Raw genomic sequence first — 12,836 nt, 5'->3', positions numbered from 1 at the left:
CGAGGCCGGCCCGGCCGGTGCGTCAGTGCCCTGCCGGAACCGCCACCCCCATCACCTCCCGGGCGTGGCGGTCCGGGGTCATGCGCAGGCGCCACGCCTGCCAGCCCGCCTCCAGGCTGACCCCCCGCTCCAGCAGCAGCCCGTACGCCGCCACACACTCGCCCAGCTTCTCGTCCCGCAGCGGATGCGCGGCCCGGGCGAGCTGCGCCAGCTCCTCCTGGGCGACGGCCGTCCCCACCTCCACCCCGCCCGGCGCCGCGTACGGCAGCAGCGTGCAGCGCAGGAAGCGGGCCCAGTCCTCGCCGCGCCGGTCGCCGTACGACGCGAACAGGGCCACCGCCTCGTCACACAGGGCCAGCGCCTGCTGCGTGCGCGCGTTCCCCGCGTCCACGACCGCCAGCTCCAGCAGGCTCCACGCCTCACCGTGCGCCACACCGATCCGCTGGAAGTCGGCACGCGCGTCGGCCAGCAGCTGACGGGCGAAGCCCGAATTGCGCAGAGAGCCCGTCTGCGCCGCCCGCTGGTCCCGGGTCACCCGTGCCGTATGGTGCCGGGCGCAGGCCAGGCCGTAGCCGTCGCGCATCCGGGAGAACATCGTCCGCGACCGCTCCAGCTCGCGCACCGACCGGTCCAGGTCACCGGTCTCCTCCAGCGCCTGGCCCAGGTAGTACAGCGTCCACGCCTCACCGCGCGCGTCCTCGTTGTCACGGTGCCGCACCGCCGCCTGCCGCAGCGCCTCCACGGCGGCCGAGGCGTCACCGTCGACCAGCCGGGCCCGGGCCACCTGCGTCAGCGCCCACGCCTCACCCCGGGCGTCGTGCGTACGGCCGTAGCGGTCGAGCGCGGCCCGCAGCTCCGTGTCCGCACGCGGCACGTCGCCCATCCGCAGGGCCAGCTGTCCCAACTGGTAGTGCGCCCACGCCTCCCCGTGCACCGAACCGCCCTCGCGGTGCAGCACCAGGGAACGGGTCAGCAGATCCAGCGCCTCCGCCAGCCGGGCCCGGTCCCGCTGCACCGCCGCCAGCGCGTGCATCGTCCACGCCCGGTCCGTCGCCAGCTCCGGCGCCGACTGCAGGTCCAGGGCCTCCGCCAGGCGCGCCGCCGCCTCGGTGAGGTTGCCCTGGTGGTGCAGGGTGATGCCCAGCGAGCACAGGGCACGGGCGGCGCCCGCGTCGTGCTGCGCCTCCCGGTACAGGTCGACGACCGAGGCCAGCGTCGTGCGCGCCTTGTCCAGCTCGCCCAGCTGGCGGGCCGCGATACCGGTCCGCCACTGCACCGAACGCACCAGCAGCCTCTCGTCGACGGCCTGCGCCAGCTCGTTGATCTCCCCGAGCCGGTAGAGATCGCCGCGCAGCAGGCAGTAGTCGCACAGCGCGCCGAGCAGGTTCAGCACGGCCGCCCGGTTCACGCCCTCGCCGTGCCGCAGTGCGGCCGTGATGAAGCTGGACTCGTCGTCCAGCCAGCGCAGCGCCTCGTCGAGCGAGGTGAAACCGTGCCCGCCGAACCGGTGCGAGCGCGTCGACATGTTGCCGTCGACCAGCCGCAGCACCGAGTCCGCGAGGTCCGCGTAGTTCACGATCAGCCGTTCCTGCGCGGCCGTGCGCTCGGCCGGCTCCTCCTCGTCCAGCAGCCGGGCGTGGGCGAAGGCCCGCACCAGGTCGTGCAGCCGGTAGCGGCTGCCGCGCACATGGTCGATCAGGCCGGCCCCGGCCAGCGCCACCAGGTGCCGGGTCGCCTCGGCCTCGTCCGTGGCGAGCAGCGCGGCGGCCGCCGCCGCGCCCAGCGAGGCCCGCCCGGCCAGCGCCAGCCTCCGCAGCAGCCGGCGCCCGGCCTCCGGCTGGTCGGTGTAGCGCAGCCACAGCGCCCGCTCCACCGGCTCCACCGGCCCGTACGCCCCCAGGTCCGCGGCCAGCTGCCGGGGTGAGCGCGGGCCCAGCGAGGAGCCGGCGACGCGCAGCGCCAGCGGCAGCCCGCCGCACAGCTCGCGCACCCGGTCCGCCGACTCGGCGTCGTACGGGCCCGACGCGTCCTGGGCCGCCGCGCCCAGCAGCTCCTCGGCGCCCGCCGCGTCCAGCGCCTCCACCGGCAGGTGGTGCACCCAGGCCGGCAGGTCCGCGGGCAGCTCCAGGGGCGCGGCCGCGGTGACCAGGACCAGGCTGTCGGAGTGCTCCGGCACCAGCGCGCGCACCTGTTCCGGGTCCGAGGCGTCGTCCAGCACGATCGTCACCGGCAGACCGGTCAGCTGCTGGTGGTACAGCTCGCCCAGCCGCTTGAGCTGCTGCTCGGGGGAGGAACGCTCCCGGAACAGCAACTGCTCGCGCGGCGCGCCCAGCCGGTTGAGCAGGTGCAGCAGGGCGTCCCGGGTGGGCAGCGGCGGCTCGTCCCGGCTGCCGCCGCGCAGGTCCACGACGACCGCGCCGCGAAAGTGGTCCCTGAGGTCGTGCGCCGCCCGCACCGCGAGCGTCGTACGACCCGAGCCGGGGGCGCCGTGCAGGACGACGACCGTCGGACGGGTCTCCGTCGTCGCGCGGGCCGCCTGCGCCCACTGCCGGATCCGCGCCAGCTCCTGCCGCCGCCCCGCGAACACCCCCTCCGCATCGGGGAGTTGCCCGAACGACTGCTCCAGCACGGTGCGCCTGCGGGCCGCCGCGCTCTTGTCCTGGCCGCGCAGCGACGGCGCCGCCTTCTTCGGGGCCGTGGACGCGCTGAGCACGCGCTGCTGGTCGAGGAACGGCCGGATGCCGCGCACGTCCAGCGCGGTCAGCCACTGCAAGCGCAGCTGCTCGGGCCCGCCGGGCTGTCCTGCCGCACCCGCGCTGTGGTGCGCGGCCGGCAGATGCGAACCGGCCACCTTCACCACCGTCGCCGCGGCGGCCACCACCGCCACGGTGACGCCCGCGCCGACGGCCGTGTCCGTGCCGGTGCCCAGCGCCAGGTCGGCCACCGTGGCCGCCATCGCCGCGACAGCGGCCACCAGCAGCGGGGTCCCCGCACCCTCGCGGGCGTACCGCTGGGCGAAGGTCAGCCGGCCCGCCTCCGACTCGTCGAGCGCACGCGTGTACGCCTCGTACTCCTCGGCGGCCTTCTCCGCCATACCGTCCAGGCCCCCGCGCGCCCGGGACAGCAGCAACTGCCCGTCGATCCGCCCCCCGGACCGCCGTACCTCCTCCTCCACGGCCCGCACCACCAGCCGCTCGGCCTCCCCCCGATGGATGTCCCGCATGTCCCGTCCCCCTCCGGCGGCAACTCCTGTGCCTACGAGTGTCCTTGGCGGACGCCGGGAAGGCGAGGGGGCGTCGATCAACGGGCGCCGGGCAGCCGGGCAGGGGCGCGCCCGGTGATGCCGCGTCTCTACGCCGTCCCCGAGCCCGTGGCAGAGTGGAACGGTGAATCGACTGGACCATGAGACGTCCCCGTATCTGCTTCAGCACGCCCACAACCCCGTCGACTGGTGGCCCTGGTCGCCCGAGGCCTTCGAGGCGGCCCGGAAGGCTGGGAAACCGATTCTGCTGAGCGTCGGGTACGCGAGTTGTCACTGGTGCCACGTCATGGCCCACGAATCGTTCGAGGACCAAGCCACCGCCGACTACCTCAACGACCACTTCGTCAGCGTCAAGGTGGACCGTGAGGAGCGGCCCGATGTGGATGCCGTGTACATGGAGGCCGTGCAGGCGGCCACCGGGCACGGGGGGTGGCCGATGACCGTGTTTCTGACGCCCGACGCAGAGCCGTTCTACTTCGGGACGTACTTCCCGCCCGAGCCGCGGCACGGCATGCCGTCCTTCCGGCAGGTGCTCGAAGGGGTGTGGCAGGCCTGGGACGAGCGGCGGGACGAGGTCGGGGAGGTCGCCGGGAAGATCGTGCGGGACCTGGCCCAGCGGGAGATCGTGCAGCACGGGGGCGAGGCGCCCAGGGAGCAGGAGCTCGCGCAGGCGCTCCTCGGGCTCACCCGGGACTACGACCCGCAGCGCGGTGGATTCGGCGGCGCACCCAAGTTCCCGCCGTCCATGGTGCTGGAGTTCCTGCTGCGCCACCACGCCCGCACCGGGTCCGAGGGCGCGCTGCAGATGGCGCAGGACACGTGTGAGCGGATGGCGCGGGGAGGGATGTACGACCAGCTCGGCGGCGGATTCGCCCGGTACTCCGTCGACCGTGACTGGGTCGTGCCGCACTTCGAGAAGATGCTGTACGACAACGCCCTGCTGTGCCGCGTGTACGCGCACCTGTGGCGGGCCACCGGCTCCGACCTCGCCCGGCGCGTCGCCCTGGAGACCGCCGACTTCATGGTGCGTGAACTGCGCACGAGCGAAGGGGGATTCGCCTCCGCGCTCGACGCCGACAGCGACGACGGCAGCGGGCGGCACGTCGAGGGGGCGTACTACGTGTGGACGCCCGAGCGGCTGCGGGAGGCGCTCGGCGAGGAGGACGCCGAACTCGCCGCGCGGTACTTCGGTGTGACTGAGGAGGGCACCTTCGAGGAGGGGCAGTCCGTCCTGCAACTCCCGCAGGACGGTCCCGTGCTGGATGCGGCCAAGGCCGCGTCCATCAGGGAGCGGCTGCTGGCGGAGCGCGCCGGGCGGCCCGCGCCCGGCCGGGACGACAAGGTCGTCGCCGCGTGGAACGGGCTCGCCGTCGCGGCGCTCGCCGAGACCGGCGCCTACTTCGACCGCCCCGACCTGGTCGGCGCCGCCGTCGCCGCCGCCGACCTCCTCGTACGGCTGCACCTCGATGAGCACGCCCACCTCGCCCGTACCAGCCGGGACGGCCGCGCCGGCGCCAACGCGGGGGTGCTGGAGGACTACGCCGATGTCGCCGAGGGATTCCTCGCGCTCGCCTCCGTCACCGGCGAGGGCGTCTGGCTGGACTTCGCCGGACTGCTCCTCGACCATGTGCTGGCCCGCTTCACCGACCCGGACACCGGCTCGCTGTACGACACCGCCTCCGACGCCGAGCGGCTGATCCGCCGGCCGCAGGACCCCACCGACAACGCCGCCCCGTCCGGCTGGAGCGCGGCGGCCGGCGCCCTGCTGAGTTACGCCGCGCACACCGGCTCCGAGCCCCACCGGGCCGCCGCCGAACGGGCGTTGGGCGTCGTCAAGGCGCTCGGTCCGCGCGTGCCCCGGTTCATCGGGTGGGGGCTGGCCGTCGCCGAGGCCCTCCTCGACGGGCCCCGCGAGATCGCGGTCGTCGGACCGGCGGGCAAGGAGGAGGACCCGGCCGGGTATCGCGGTCTCGCGCTCCCCGCCGACCCCGCGACGACCGCCCTGCACCGGACGGCCCTCCTCGGTACCGCCCCCGGCGCCGTCGTCGCCGTCGGCACCCCGGAGAGCGCCGAGTTCCCGTTGCTCGAAGGCCGCCCCCTCGTCGGCGGCGAGCCGGCCGCGTACGTCTGCCGCCACTTCACCTGCGACGCCCCGACAACCGACCCCGAGCAACTGCGCGCCACGCTGAACACCCCGACACCCGCCAGCTGATCAGCGGACAGCAAAGAGTCAGGCGCCGTAGCTGAGGATCAGCAGCATCAGCAGGGCCTGGGCGGTCCACTGCAGGACGACTGCCCAGGTCCGCGCACCCGTCCAGGTGCGCCGCGGCCACGCCAGCGCGGCGAGGCCCGCGACGACGGCCGTCAGGAGACTGCCGTACACGAGCGCGCCCGGCACCTGCGGGCACTCGCCGTTCGTGACGCAGCGGCTGCCGCGCTCGGTGGAGAGCGCGGCGATCGACGTGAACAGGATGCCGGGGAGGAGCAGGGCCAGGCCCCAGGCCGACCACCGGGTCAGGGTGCGGCCGGGGATGGGCGGCAGGGAATGAGTCGGTGTCGTCATGCCCTCAGCCAACCGCCTGGTCCCGGCCCGGTGATCGGCCGCGGTACTCAACCGTCGTGAGTACGCATGCTCAACGCCCGTTCCACGATCGCTTCCAGCTGGTCGTGGTGGGCGCCCTTCCAGTAGGCGCGGCCGCAGGACGCGCACTGGGCGAAGGCGTCGTACGTCTTGTGGGTGCCGTGTTTCAGCTGGGCGGCCACCTCTTCCTTGGTGGCCTGCTTCAGGGGGCCGTTGCAGGCTGTGCAGCGGGTCCAGGGGGAGAGGGCGGGGCGGAAGCGGTCGAGGATCTCGTGGAGCTGGTCGTCGGGGCGGGTGCTGTAGACGTAGGCGCCGGCCCAGAGTTCACGGCGGCGCAGCAAACCCCGGTCGCGGCTGAGCATGACCCGTTTCTCGGCGGCCGAGCGGGCGGCGAGCGCCGGGTCGCCGATGTCCGTCGACTCGTACGCGGTGTCGACGCCGAGGAGGCGCAGGCGGCGGGCGAGGGTGCCGAGGTGGACGTCGAGGAGGAAGCGGAGCGGGGCGCCCGGGATGTGCTGGGGGCGCTCGACGGGACGGACCGCGACCCGTTCGCCGGGCCGGGGGACGTGTGACACCGGCACCGGTTCGCCGTCGACCGTAAGGGTTCCCACCTCGGTGAGCGGCACGCCCAGGGACTCCACGACGTGGCCGAGGGTCGAGACGCCGTCGACGGCGGCGGGTGTGGCGCCAAGCCTGCGTCCGTGCGGGACGAACAGGTGCAGCTCGGGGGCGAACTCGACGATGATCTCGGGTGCGTTCACCCGGTCAGGATGGCACGCAGGGGCGGACGCTCCTCAGGGCTTTTTCGGGGGCAGGCCGTGTTCCAGGACGTCCAGGGTGCGGTCGATGAGGGCGGTGAAGTCCTCCCGGTGGCCGTTCTCGGCCCAGTAGAGGGTGGTCTCCATCAGGGCGCCGACCAGTGACATGGCGTACGCCCGGACCTCCAGGCCGGCCGGGTCGCGGCCGGTGCGCTCGCCGATGACCTGGCACAGCATGCGGCCGGTGACCGACATGCTCTCCATCATGCGGGAGCGCACCGCGGGGACCTCGACCATGAGCCGGGTGCGCATCCGGGAGTCCGGTTCCTCCTCCACGCCCACCCGCAGCACCGAACGGATGGTGTCCGTCCACCGCTCCTCGGCGGGCCGCCGCCTGATCTTCTCCAGGAGGACCGGGTCGTACTCGTCCGTGAGGACGATGTCCTCCTTGGTCGGGAAGTAACGGAAGACGGTCGACGGCGACACCTCGGCGCGCTCGGCGATCTGGTCGATCGTCGTGGCGTCGTACCCCTGCTGTTCGACCAGCGCGTAGGTCGCGGAGCGGATCGCCTCGCGGGTCTTGATCTTCTTGCGTTCGCGCAGGCCCGGCCGCGGGCGATCGGCGGGGGAGTCGGTGCGTGCTGCCGTCATGGTGGTCATTGTCGGGCATCGTCCCTCGCCGCGGCCACGGCCGGGTCCGGCTCCGGGGAGGGCGCGCCGGTACGGTCGTCCGCCGTTCCTGGCAGGAAGGCGGCCGCCAGGAGGGCGGCGAGCAGGGCCGCGGCCCCGCACACCAGCAGCACCAGGCCCATGCCGTGCACGTAGGAGGCGTCGGTGGAGGCGGCCAGGTGCGCGGAGTGGGTGCGGGCGGCGACGAGATGGGCGGCGACGACCAATTCCCCGGCGGTGTGCGCGACCGGTGCGAGTGCCCTTCGAGGCGTGAAATGAGAGTAGCTCTCAAAATATAGGCCAAGTCAATCGATGGTCCGTGTCAGGGCATGTCAAAAAGGCCACGGCTCCGGTGAGCCGTGGCCTGGGGCGAGGGGGCGGTGCGCTACGTGTGCTGGTAGGCCACCAGCGAGATGCCGACGTAGTGGACGACGAACGCGGCCAGCGTGAAGGAGTGGAAGACCTCGTGGAAGCCGAACCAGCGCGGAGAGGGGTTCGGGCGCTTGATGCCGTAGACGACGCCGCCCGCGCTGTAGAGCACGCCGCCGACGATCACCAGGACCAGGACGGCGATGCCGCCCGCGTGCATGAAGTCGGGCAGGAAGAAGACGGCGGCCCAGCCCATCGCGATGTAGCACGGGGTGTAGAGCCAGCGGGGCGCGCCGACCCAGAACACCCGGAACACGATGCCGGCGAGGGCCGCGGCCCAGATGCCCCACAGCAGCCACTGCCCCTTGGCGCCGGGCAGGAGCAGCATGGTCAGCGGGGTGTAGGTGCCCGCGATGATCAGGAAGATGTTCGCGTGGTCCAGTCTGCGCAGGACGCCGTCCATGCGCGGGCTCCAGTTGCCCCGGTGGTACAGCGCGCTGACCCCGAAGAGCAGACAGGCCGTCAGGACGTAGATGCCGCAGGCGATCCGGCCCCGGGTGGAGTCGGCGAGAGCGGTGAGCACCAGGCCCGCTATGAGCACGGCCGGGAACATGCCGAGGTGCAACCAGCCGCGGAGTCTGGGCTTGACCGGGTGCGGCAGCAAGGGCGCGGCGGGACGGCGGCCGGTGGCCGTCGGGTCCGTGGGCGCGTCGGGGACGAACGCAGACATGGCCGCATGGTACCGACGGCACCGTAAGTGCCTTGTGAGCGGCCCTGGTGAGTGCGTCCCTCGCGGGTATCCGATCCGCCGCCTGATCGTGCCCGCAGGCAAAAGATCCTTCAGCCGAGGCCAACGTGGACGCAAAAAATCACGGAAACCGTGGGATTCCTCACGTGCTCACCTGTGATGCCCTCTGGACATATGGGCACTAGACTCGGATGATCAAATGAGTGCGGTCGGCACCGGATGAGCAGCTACGAAGCATCCGGGTCGCGGCCCCCAAGGGGCGGAACAAGACAAAATCCCTCACTTAGGAGCAATCGTGGCGCGCGACATCGCGGCTCCCACCGTGGTCCCCACCAACCACCAGGAACTGATCTCCTGGGTCAACGAGATCGCCGAACTGACGCAGCCGGACAGCGTGGTCTGGTGTGACGGATCCGAGGCCGAGTACGACCGGCTGGCCGAAGAGCTGGTGGCCAAGGGCACCTTCAAGAAGCTCGACCCGATCAAGCGCCCCAACTCCTACTACGCGGCCTCCGACCCGAAGGACGTCGCCCGCGTCGAGGACCGCACCTTCATCTGCTCCGCCAAGGAGGAGGACGCCGGCCCCACCAACCACTGGAAGGACCCCGCCGAGATGCGGGAGATCTTCCACGGTGAGAAGGGCCTGTTCCGCGGCGCCATGCGCGGCCGCACGATGTACGTCGTCCCGTTCTGCATGGGCCCGCTCGGCTCCCCGCTGTCCGCGATCGGCGTGGAGATCACCGACTCGGCGTACGTCGCCGCCTCCATGCGCACCATGACCCGCATGGGACAGCCCGTCCTCGAAGAACTCGGCGACCAGGGCTTCTTCGTGAAGGCCGTGCACTCCGTCGGCGCCCCCCTGGAGGAGGGCCAGGACGACGTCCCGTGGCCCTGCAACACCACCAAGTACATCTCGCACTTCCCCGAGGACCGCGAGATCTGGTCGTACGGCTCCGGCTACGGCGGCAACGCCCTGCTCGGCAAGAAGTGCTACGCCCTGCGCATCGCCTCCGTCATGGCCCGCGACGAGGGCTGGCTCGCCGAGCACATGCTCGTCCTCAAGCTCACCCCGCCCACCGGTGAGCCCAAGTACGTCGCCGCCGCCTTCCCGTCGGCCTGCGGCAAGACCAACCTCGCCATGCTGGAGCCCACGATCTCCGGCTGGACCGTCGAGACCATCGGCGACGACATCGCCTGGATGCGGTTCGGCGAGGACGGCCGCCTCTACGCCATCAACCCCGAGGCCGGCTTCTTCGGCGTCGCACCCGGCACCGGCGAGCACACCAACGCCAACGCGATGAAGACGCTGTGGGGCAACTCGGTCTTCACCAACGTCGCCCTCACCGACGACGGCGACGTGTGGTGGGAGGGCATGACGGAGGAGACCCCGGCCCACCTGACCGACTGGAAGGGCAACGACTGGACGCCCGAGTCGGACACCCCGGCCGCGCACCCCAACGCCCGCTTCACCACGCCCGCCTCGCAGTGCCCGATCATCGCGCCCGAGTGGGAGAGCCCCAAGGGCGTGCCGATCTCGGCGATCCTCTTCGGCGGCCGCCGCGCCTCCGCCGTGCCGCTGGTGACCGAGTCCTTCGACTGGAACCACGGCGTCTTCCTCGGCGCCAACGTGGCCTCCGAGAAGACCGCCGCCGCCGAGGGCAAGGTCGGCGAGCTGCGCCGCGACCCGTTCGCCATGCTGCCGTTCTGCGGCTACAACATGGGCGACTACATGGGCCACTGGATCGAGGTCGGCGCCGACAAGGACCAGGCGAAGCTGCCGAAGATCTACTACGTCAACTGGTTCCGCAAGAACGACGAGGGCAAGTTCGTCTGGCCGGGCTTCGGCGAGAACTCCCGCGTCCTGAAGTGGATCGTGGAGCGCCTGGACGGCAAGGCCGAGGGCGTCGAGACGCCGATCGGCATCCTGCCGACCAAGGAGTCCCTCGACACAGGCGGTCTCGAACTCTCCGACTCCGACCTGGACTTCCTGCTCACGGTCGACAAGGAGGTCTGGCGCGAGGAGGCCGCGCTGGTCCCCGAGCACCTCAACACCTTCGGCGACCACGCCCCGAAGGAGCTGTGGGACCAGTACCGCGCGCTGGTGCAGCGCCTGGGCTGAGCGCCCACGCGGGCTGCCCGCCCGTTCACCTCACAGACACCGCGGCCGGTCGGGAGCCCTGACCAGCGATCGTCACGGCCGGCCGCGGTTCGCTCCACGGGCTCGGCCGGCTTCCCGGAAAGGGGGCCGGCCTTTCCCATGGAATGGGGGTTGCCCGGCCGGGGTCGGGTACCCGGGGGGCCGCCGCGCCGGAAGGAGTGATGGGTTCATGGCAGAAGGCGGTGACTTCTACTCCCACGACCGTCCCGACAGTCCACGGCTGGAGGAGGACAGGCCGCGAGGCGGCGGTCCCGAGGAACCACGGGCCCGCGGCTCCAAGCACATCTGGCTCATGATCCTCGCGGTGCTGGTGCTGCTGGTGATCCTCACCGTGATCTTCGGCTGACGCACCGCGCGGGTGTGTGGCGCCCGGTCCGCGCGGCTCTGCGGGTGCGCGCGGACCGGGGCCGTCTCGGGGACCCCGGTGAGGGGTCAGGGCGCCGTGCTCAGTGCCTTCGGGCCGGCGGCGAGTGCCGCGCTGTGCACGTCCATCCGTTCGGCGGCGAGGATCGCCACGGCCGTGTCCGCGCGGGACGCGGCGACCACCAGCGCGCGGCCCGCGAGCGCGTGCGCCCGCTCGTGCAGGACGTCGGCCGGCGCACCGGCGGCGGCGGGCGTGGCCCGCAGCGGCGGCCGTCCGCCGCGCAACCGGGCCACCTGCCCGGCGAGGCGCTCGGCGGCCGTGTCCAGTTCGGCGGACCGCGTGTGGGCGCGCAGTTCGTCGGTGACGGCGAGCAGCGCGGCGAGGTGTCCGGCGAGCTGGATGTCCAGCTCCTCCTCGCGCGAGCGGTGGGGGAAGTCCGAGGGCGTGCCGGCCATCGTGCTGTGGACCGACTTGGTGCGGATCGGTTCGTACATGGGATGGCCTCCTGTGCGCTGACAGGAAACCATCCTAGCTTGGAATTCGTCTAAAGTTGAGCAGAGTCACGGAAGCGGTCGGTTCGTGTGCTCTGTGTCACACCATGCGGGGGTTTACGGCTGCCCGTACCCGTCGAGGAAGGTGCCGATCCGGGTGATGGCGTCCCTGAGGTCACCGACCGAGGGCAGGGTGACCACGCGGAAGTGGTCGGGTTCGCTCCAGTTGAAGCCCGTGCCCTGGACGACCATGATCTTCTCCTGGCGCAGCAGGTCCAGCACCATCCGCCGGTCGTCCTTGATCTTGAAGACCTTCGGGTCCAGCCGCGGGAAGAGATACAGCGCGCCCTTCGGCCGTACGCAGGTCACGCCCGGGATCTGGGTGAGCAGTTCGTAGGCGACGTCCCGCTGCTCCTTCAGCCGGCCGCCCGGCAGGACCAGGTCCTTGATCGACTGCCGGCCGCTGAGGGCGGCCACGACGCCGTGCTGTCCCGGCATGTTGGCGCACAACCGCATGTTCGCCAGGATCGTCAGGCCCTCGATGTAGGAGTCGGCGTGCGCTCGGGGGCCTGAGATCGACATCCAGCCGACCCGGTAGCCGGCCACCCGGTACGCCTTGGACATGCCGTTGAACGTGAGCGTCAGCAGGTCCGGGGCGACCTTGGCGGTCGGGGTGTGCGTGGCCCCGTCGTAGAGGATCTTGTCGTAGATCTCGTCCGAGCAGACCAGCAGGTTGTGCCGGCGGGCGATGTCCGTCAGCCCCTTCAGTACGGCCTCGTCGTAGACCGCGCCGGTGGGGTTGTTCGGGTTGATGATGACGATCGCCTTGGTGCGGTCGGTGACCTTGCGCTCCACATCGGCGAGGTCGGGCATCCAGTCGGACTGCTCGTCGCAGCGGTAATGCACGGCCGTGCCGCCGGAAAGGGAGACGGCCGCCGTCCACAGCGGGTAGTCCGGGGACGGTACGAGGACCTCGTCGCCGTCGTCGAGCAGGCCCTGCATCGCCATCACGATCAGCTCGGAGACGCCGTTGCCGATGTAGACGTGCTCGACGTCCGTCTCGATGCCGAGGGTCTGGTTGTGCATGACGACCGCCCGGCGGGCGGCCAGCAGGCCCTTCGCGTCGCCGTAGCCGTGCGCCGTGGAGACGTTGCGGAGGACGTCCTCCAGGATCTCCGGGGGGCACTCGAAGCCGAAGGCGGCCGGGTTGCCGGTGTTGAGCTTCAGGATGCGGTGCCCTGCCGCCTCCAGCCGCATCGCCTCTTCGAGCACCGGGCCGCGGATCTCGTAACAGACGTTGGCGAGCTTCGTCGACTGGATCACCTGCATGTCCGTGAGCTTACGACCCGGTACCGCCTCATGGGCCGTGTTTTCCGACACGTGAGACACGCTGTTTTGCGTGGATATCGCCGACGGCTGTCTCAGGAGTCACTTGC

At 71.8% G+C, this 12,836-nt stretch carries 10 protein-coding genes and 1 pseudogene; 3 read left to right on the top strand and 8 right to left on the bottom strand.

Annotated elements, in window-relative coordinates:
* Positions 1 to 22 precede the first annotated feature (22 nt).
* A complete protein-coding gene (locus ABZ854_RS27190; protein WP_361215409.1) occupies positions 23 to 3,223 on the bottom strand; it encodes a tetratricopeptide repeat protein in 3,201 nt (1,066 codons plus the stop codon).
* A 163-nt stretch (positions 3,224 to 3,386) separates the two neighbouring features.
* Between ABZ854_RS27190 and ABZ854_RS27185 the strand changes: the two genes are divergently transcribed.
* Positions 3,387 to 5,474 carry a thioredoxin domain-containing protein gene (locus ABZ854_RS27185; RefSeq protein ID WP_361215407.1) on the top strand — a complete coding sequence of 696 codons (2,088 nt, stop codon included), beginning with the start codon at positions 3,387 to 3,389 and terminating at the stop codon, positions 5,472 to 5,474.
* Positions 5,475 to 5,492: 18 nt separating this feature from the next.
* Here ABZ854_RS27185 and ABZ854_RS27180 read toward each other — a convergent pair whose 3' ends face one another.
* The 5 genes and pseudogenes from ABZ854_RS27180 to ABZ854_RS27160 all read right to left on the bottom strand — a co-directional run bounded on the left by ABZ854_RS27180 (position 5,493) and on the right by ABZ854_RS27160 (position 8,369).
* Positions 5,493 to 5,825, bottom strand: coding sequence for a hypothetical protein (locus ABZ854_RS27180; protein ID WP_361215404.1), 333 nt, complete (start codon positions 5,823 to 5,825; stop codon positions 5,493 to 5,495).
* A 47-nt stretch (positions 5,826 to 5,872) separates the two neighbouring features.
* Positions 5,873 to 6,604 (bottom strand): Mut7-C RNAse domain-containing protein, encoded by a 732-nt coding sequence (locus ABZ854_RS27175; RefSeq protein ID WP_361215401.1) that lies wholly within the window; start codon positions 6,602 to 6,604, stop codon positions 5,873 to 5,875.
* A gap of 33 nt (positions 6,605 to 6,637) precedes the next feature.
* On the bottom strand, positions 6,638 to 7,261 hold the full coding sequence (locus tag ABZ854_RS27170; protein ID WP_361215398.1) for a TetR family transcriptional regulator: 624 nt from the start codon (positions 7,259 to 7,261) through the stop codon (positions 6,638 to 6,640).
* Positions 7,258 to 7,515: pseudogene (locus ABZ854_RS27165) on the bottom strand (MFS transporter); the annotation flags it as partial. The gene ABZ854_RS27170 and the pseudogene ABZ854_RS27165, both read right to left, overlap by 4 nt.
* 140 nt (positions 7,516 to 7,655) lie before the next feature.
* Positions 7,656 to 8,369 carry a hemolysin III family protein gene (locus ABZ854_RS27160; RefSeq protein WP_361215395.1) on the bottom strand — a complete coding sequence of 238 codons (714 nt, stop codon included), beginning with the start codon at positions 8,367 to 8,369 and terminating at the stop codon, positions 7,656 to 7,658.
* 313 nt (positions 8,370 to 8,682) lie between these two features.
* Here ABZ854_RS27160 and ABZ854_RS27155 point away from each other — a divergent pair, with 313 nt between their 5' ends.
* Both ABZ854_RS27155 and ABZ854_RS27150 read left to right on the top strand, forming a co-directional pair.
* Positions 8,683 to 10,506 carry a phosphoenolpyruvate carboxykinase (GTP) gene (locus tag ABZ854_RS27155; protein WP_361215392.1) on the top strand — a complete coding sequence of 608 codons (1,824 nt, stop codon included), beginning with the start codon at positions 8,683 to 8,685 and terminating at the stop codon, positions 10,504 to 10,506.
* 208 nt (positions 10,507 to 10,714) lie between these two features.
* Positions 10,715 to 10,891 (top strand): hypothetical protein, encoded by a 177-nt coding sequence (locus ABZ854_RS27150; protein ID WP_361215389.1) that lies wholly within the window; start codon positions 10,715 to 10,717, stop codon positions 10,889 to 10,891.
* A gap of 86 nt (positions 10,892 to 10,977) precedes the next feature.
* On the opposite strand, the gene ABZ854_RS27145 is transcribed toward ABZ854_RS27150, so the two are convergent.
* Complete coding sequence (locus ABZ854_RS27145; RefSeq protein ID WP_361215387.1) at positions 10,978 to 11,403, bottom strand: hypothetical protein; 426 nt, start codon at positions 11,401 to 11,403, stop codon at positions 10,978 to 10,980.
* Between the two features lie 114 nt (positions 11,404 to 11,517).
* Positions 11,518 to 12,729: a pyridoxal phosphate-dependent aminotransferase gene (locus tag ABZ854_RS27140; RefSeq protein ID WP_361215384.1), complete on the bottom strand. Its 1,212-nt coding sequence runs from the start codon at positions 12,727 to 12,729 to the stop codon at positions 11,518 to 11,520.
* Positions 12,730 to 12,836: the final 107 nt, after the last annotated feature.

The organism is Streptomyces sp. NPDC047028 (assembly GCF_040644095.1).
Classification (GTDB): Bacteria; Actinomycetota; Actinomycetes; order Streptomycetales; family Streptomycetaceae; genus Streptomyces.
Note: the sequence above shows the minus strand (reverse complement) of the source record. Positions and strands in the feature narration are given on the sequence as shown.

What these genes read in the sequence shown, in the direction of transcription:
- ABZ854_RS27190 (WP_361215409.1), bottom strand. Translation starts at nt 3,223, where the DNA reads ATGCGGGACATCCATCGGGGGGAGGCCGAGCGGCTGGTGGTGCGGGCC.
- ABZ854_RS27180 (WP_361215404.1), bottom strand. Translation starts at nt 5,825, where the DNA reads ATGACGACACCGACTCATTCCCTGCCGCCCATCCCCGGCCGCACCCTG.
- ABZ854_RS27170 (WP_361215398.1), bottom strand. Translation starts at nt 7,261, where the DNA reads ATGACCACCATGACGGCAGCACGCACCGACTCCCCCGCCGATCGCCCG.
- ABZ854_RS27160 (WP_361215395.1), bottom strand. Translation starts at nt 8,369, where the DNA reads ATGTCTGCGTTCGTCCCCGACGCGCCCACGGACCCGACGGCCACCGGC.
- ABZ854_RS27150 (WP_361215389.1), top strand. Translation starts at nt 10,715, where the DNA reads ATGGCAGAAGGCGGTGACTTCTACTCCCACGACCGTCCCGACAGTCCA.
- ABZ854_RS27145 (WP_361215387.1), bottom strand. Translation starts at nt 11,403, where the DNA reads ATGTACGAACCGATCCGCACCAAGTCGGTCCACAGCACGATGGCCGGC.
- ABZ854_RS27140 (WP_361215384.1), bottom strand. Translation starts at nt 12,729, where the DNA reads ATGCAGGTGATCCAGTCGACGAAGCTCGCCAACGTCTGTTACGAGATC.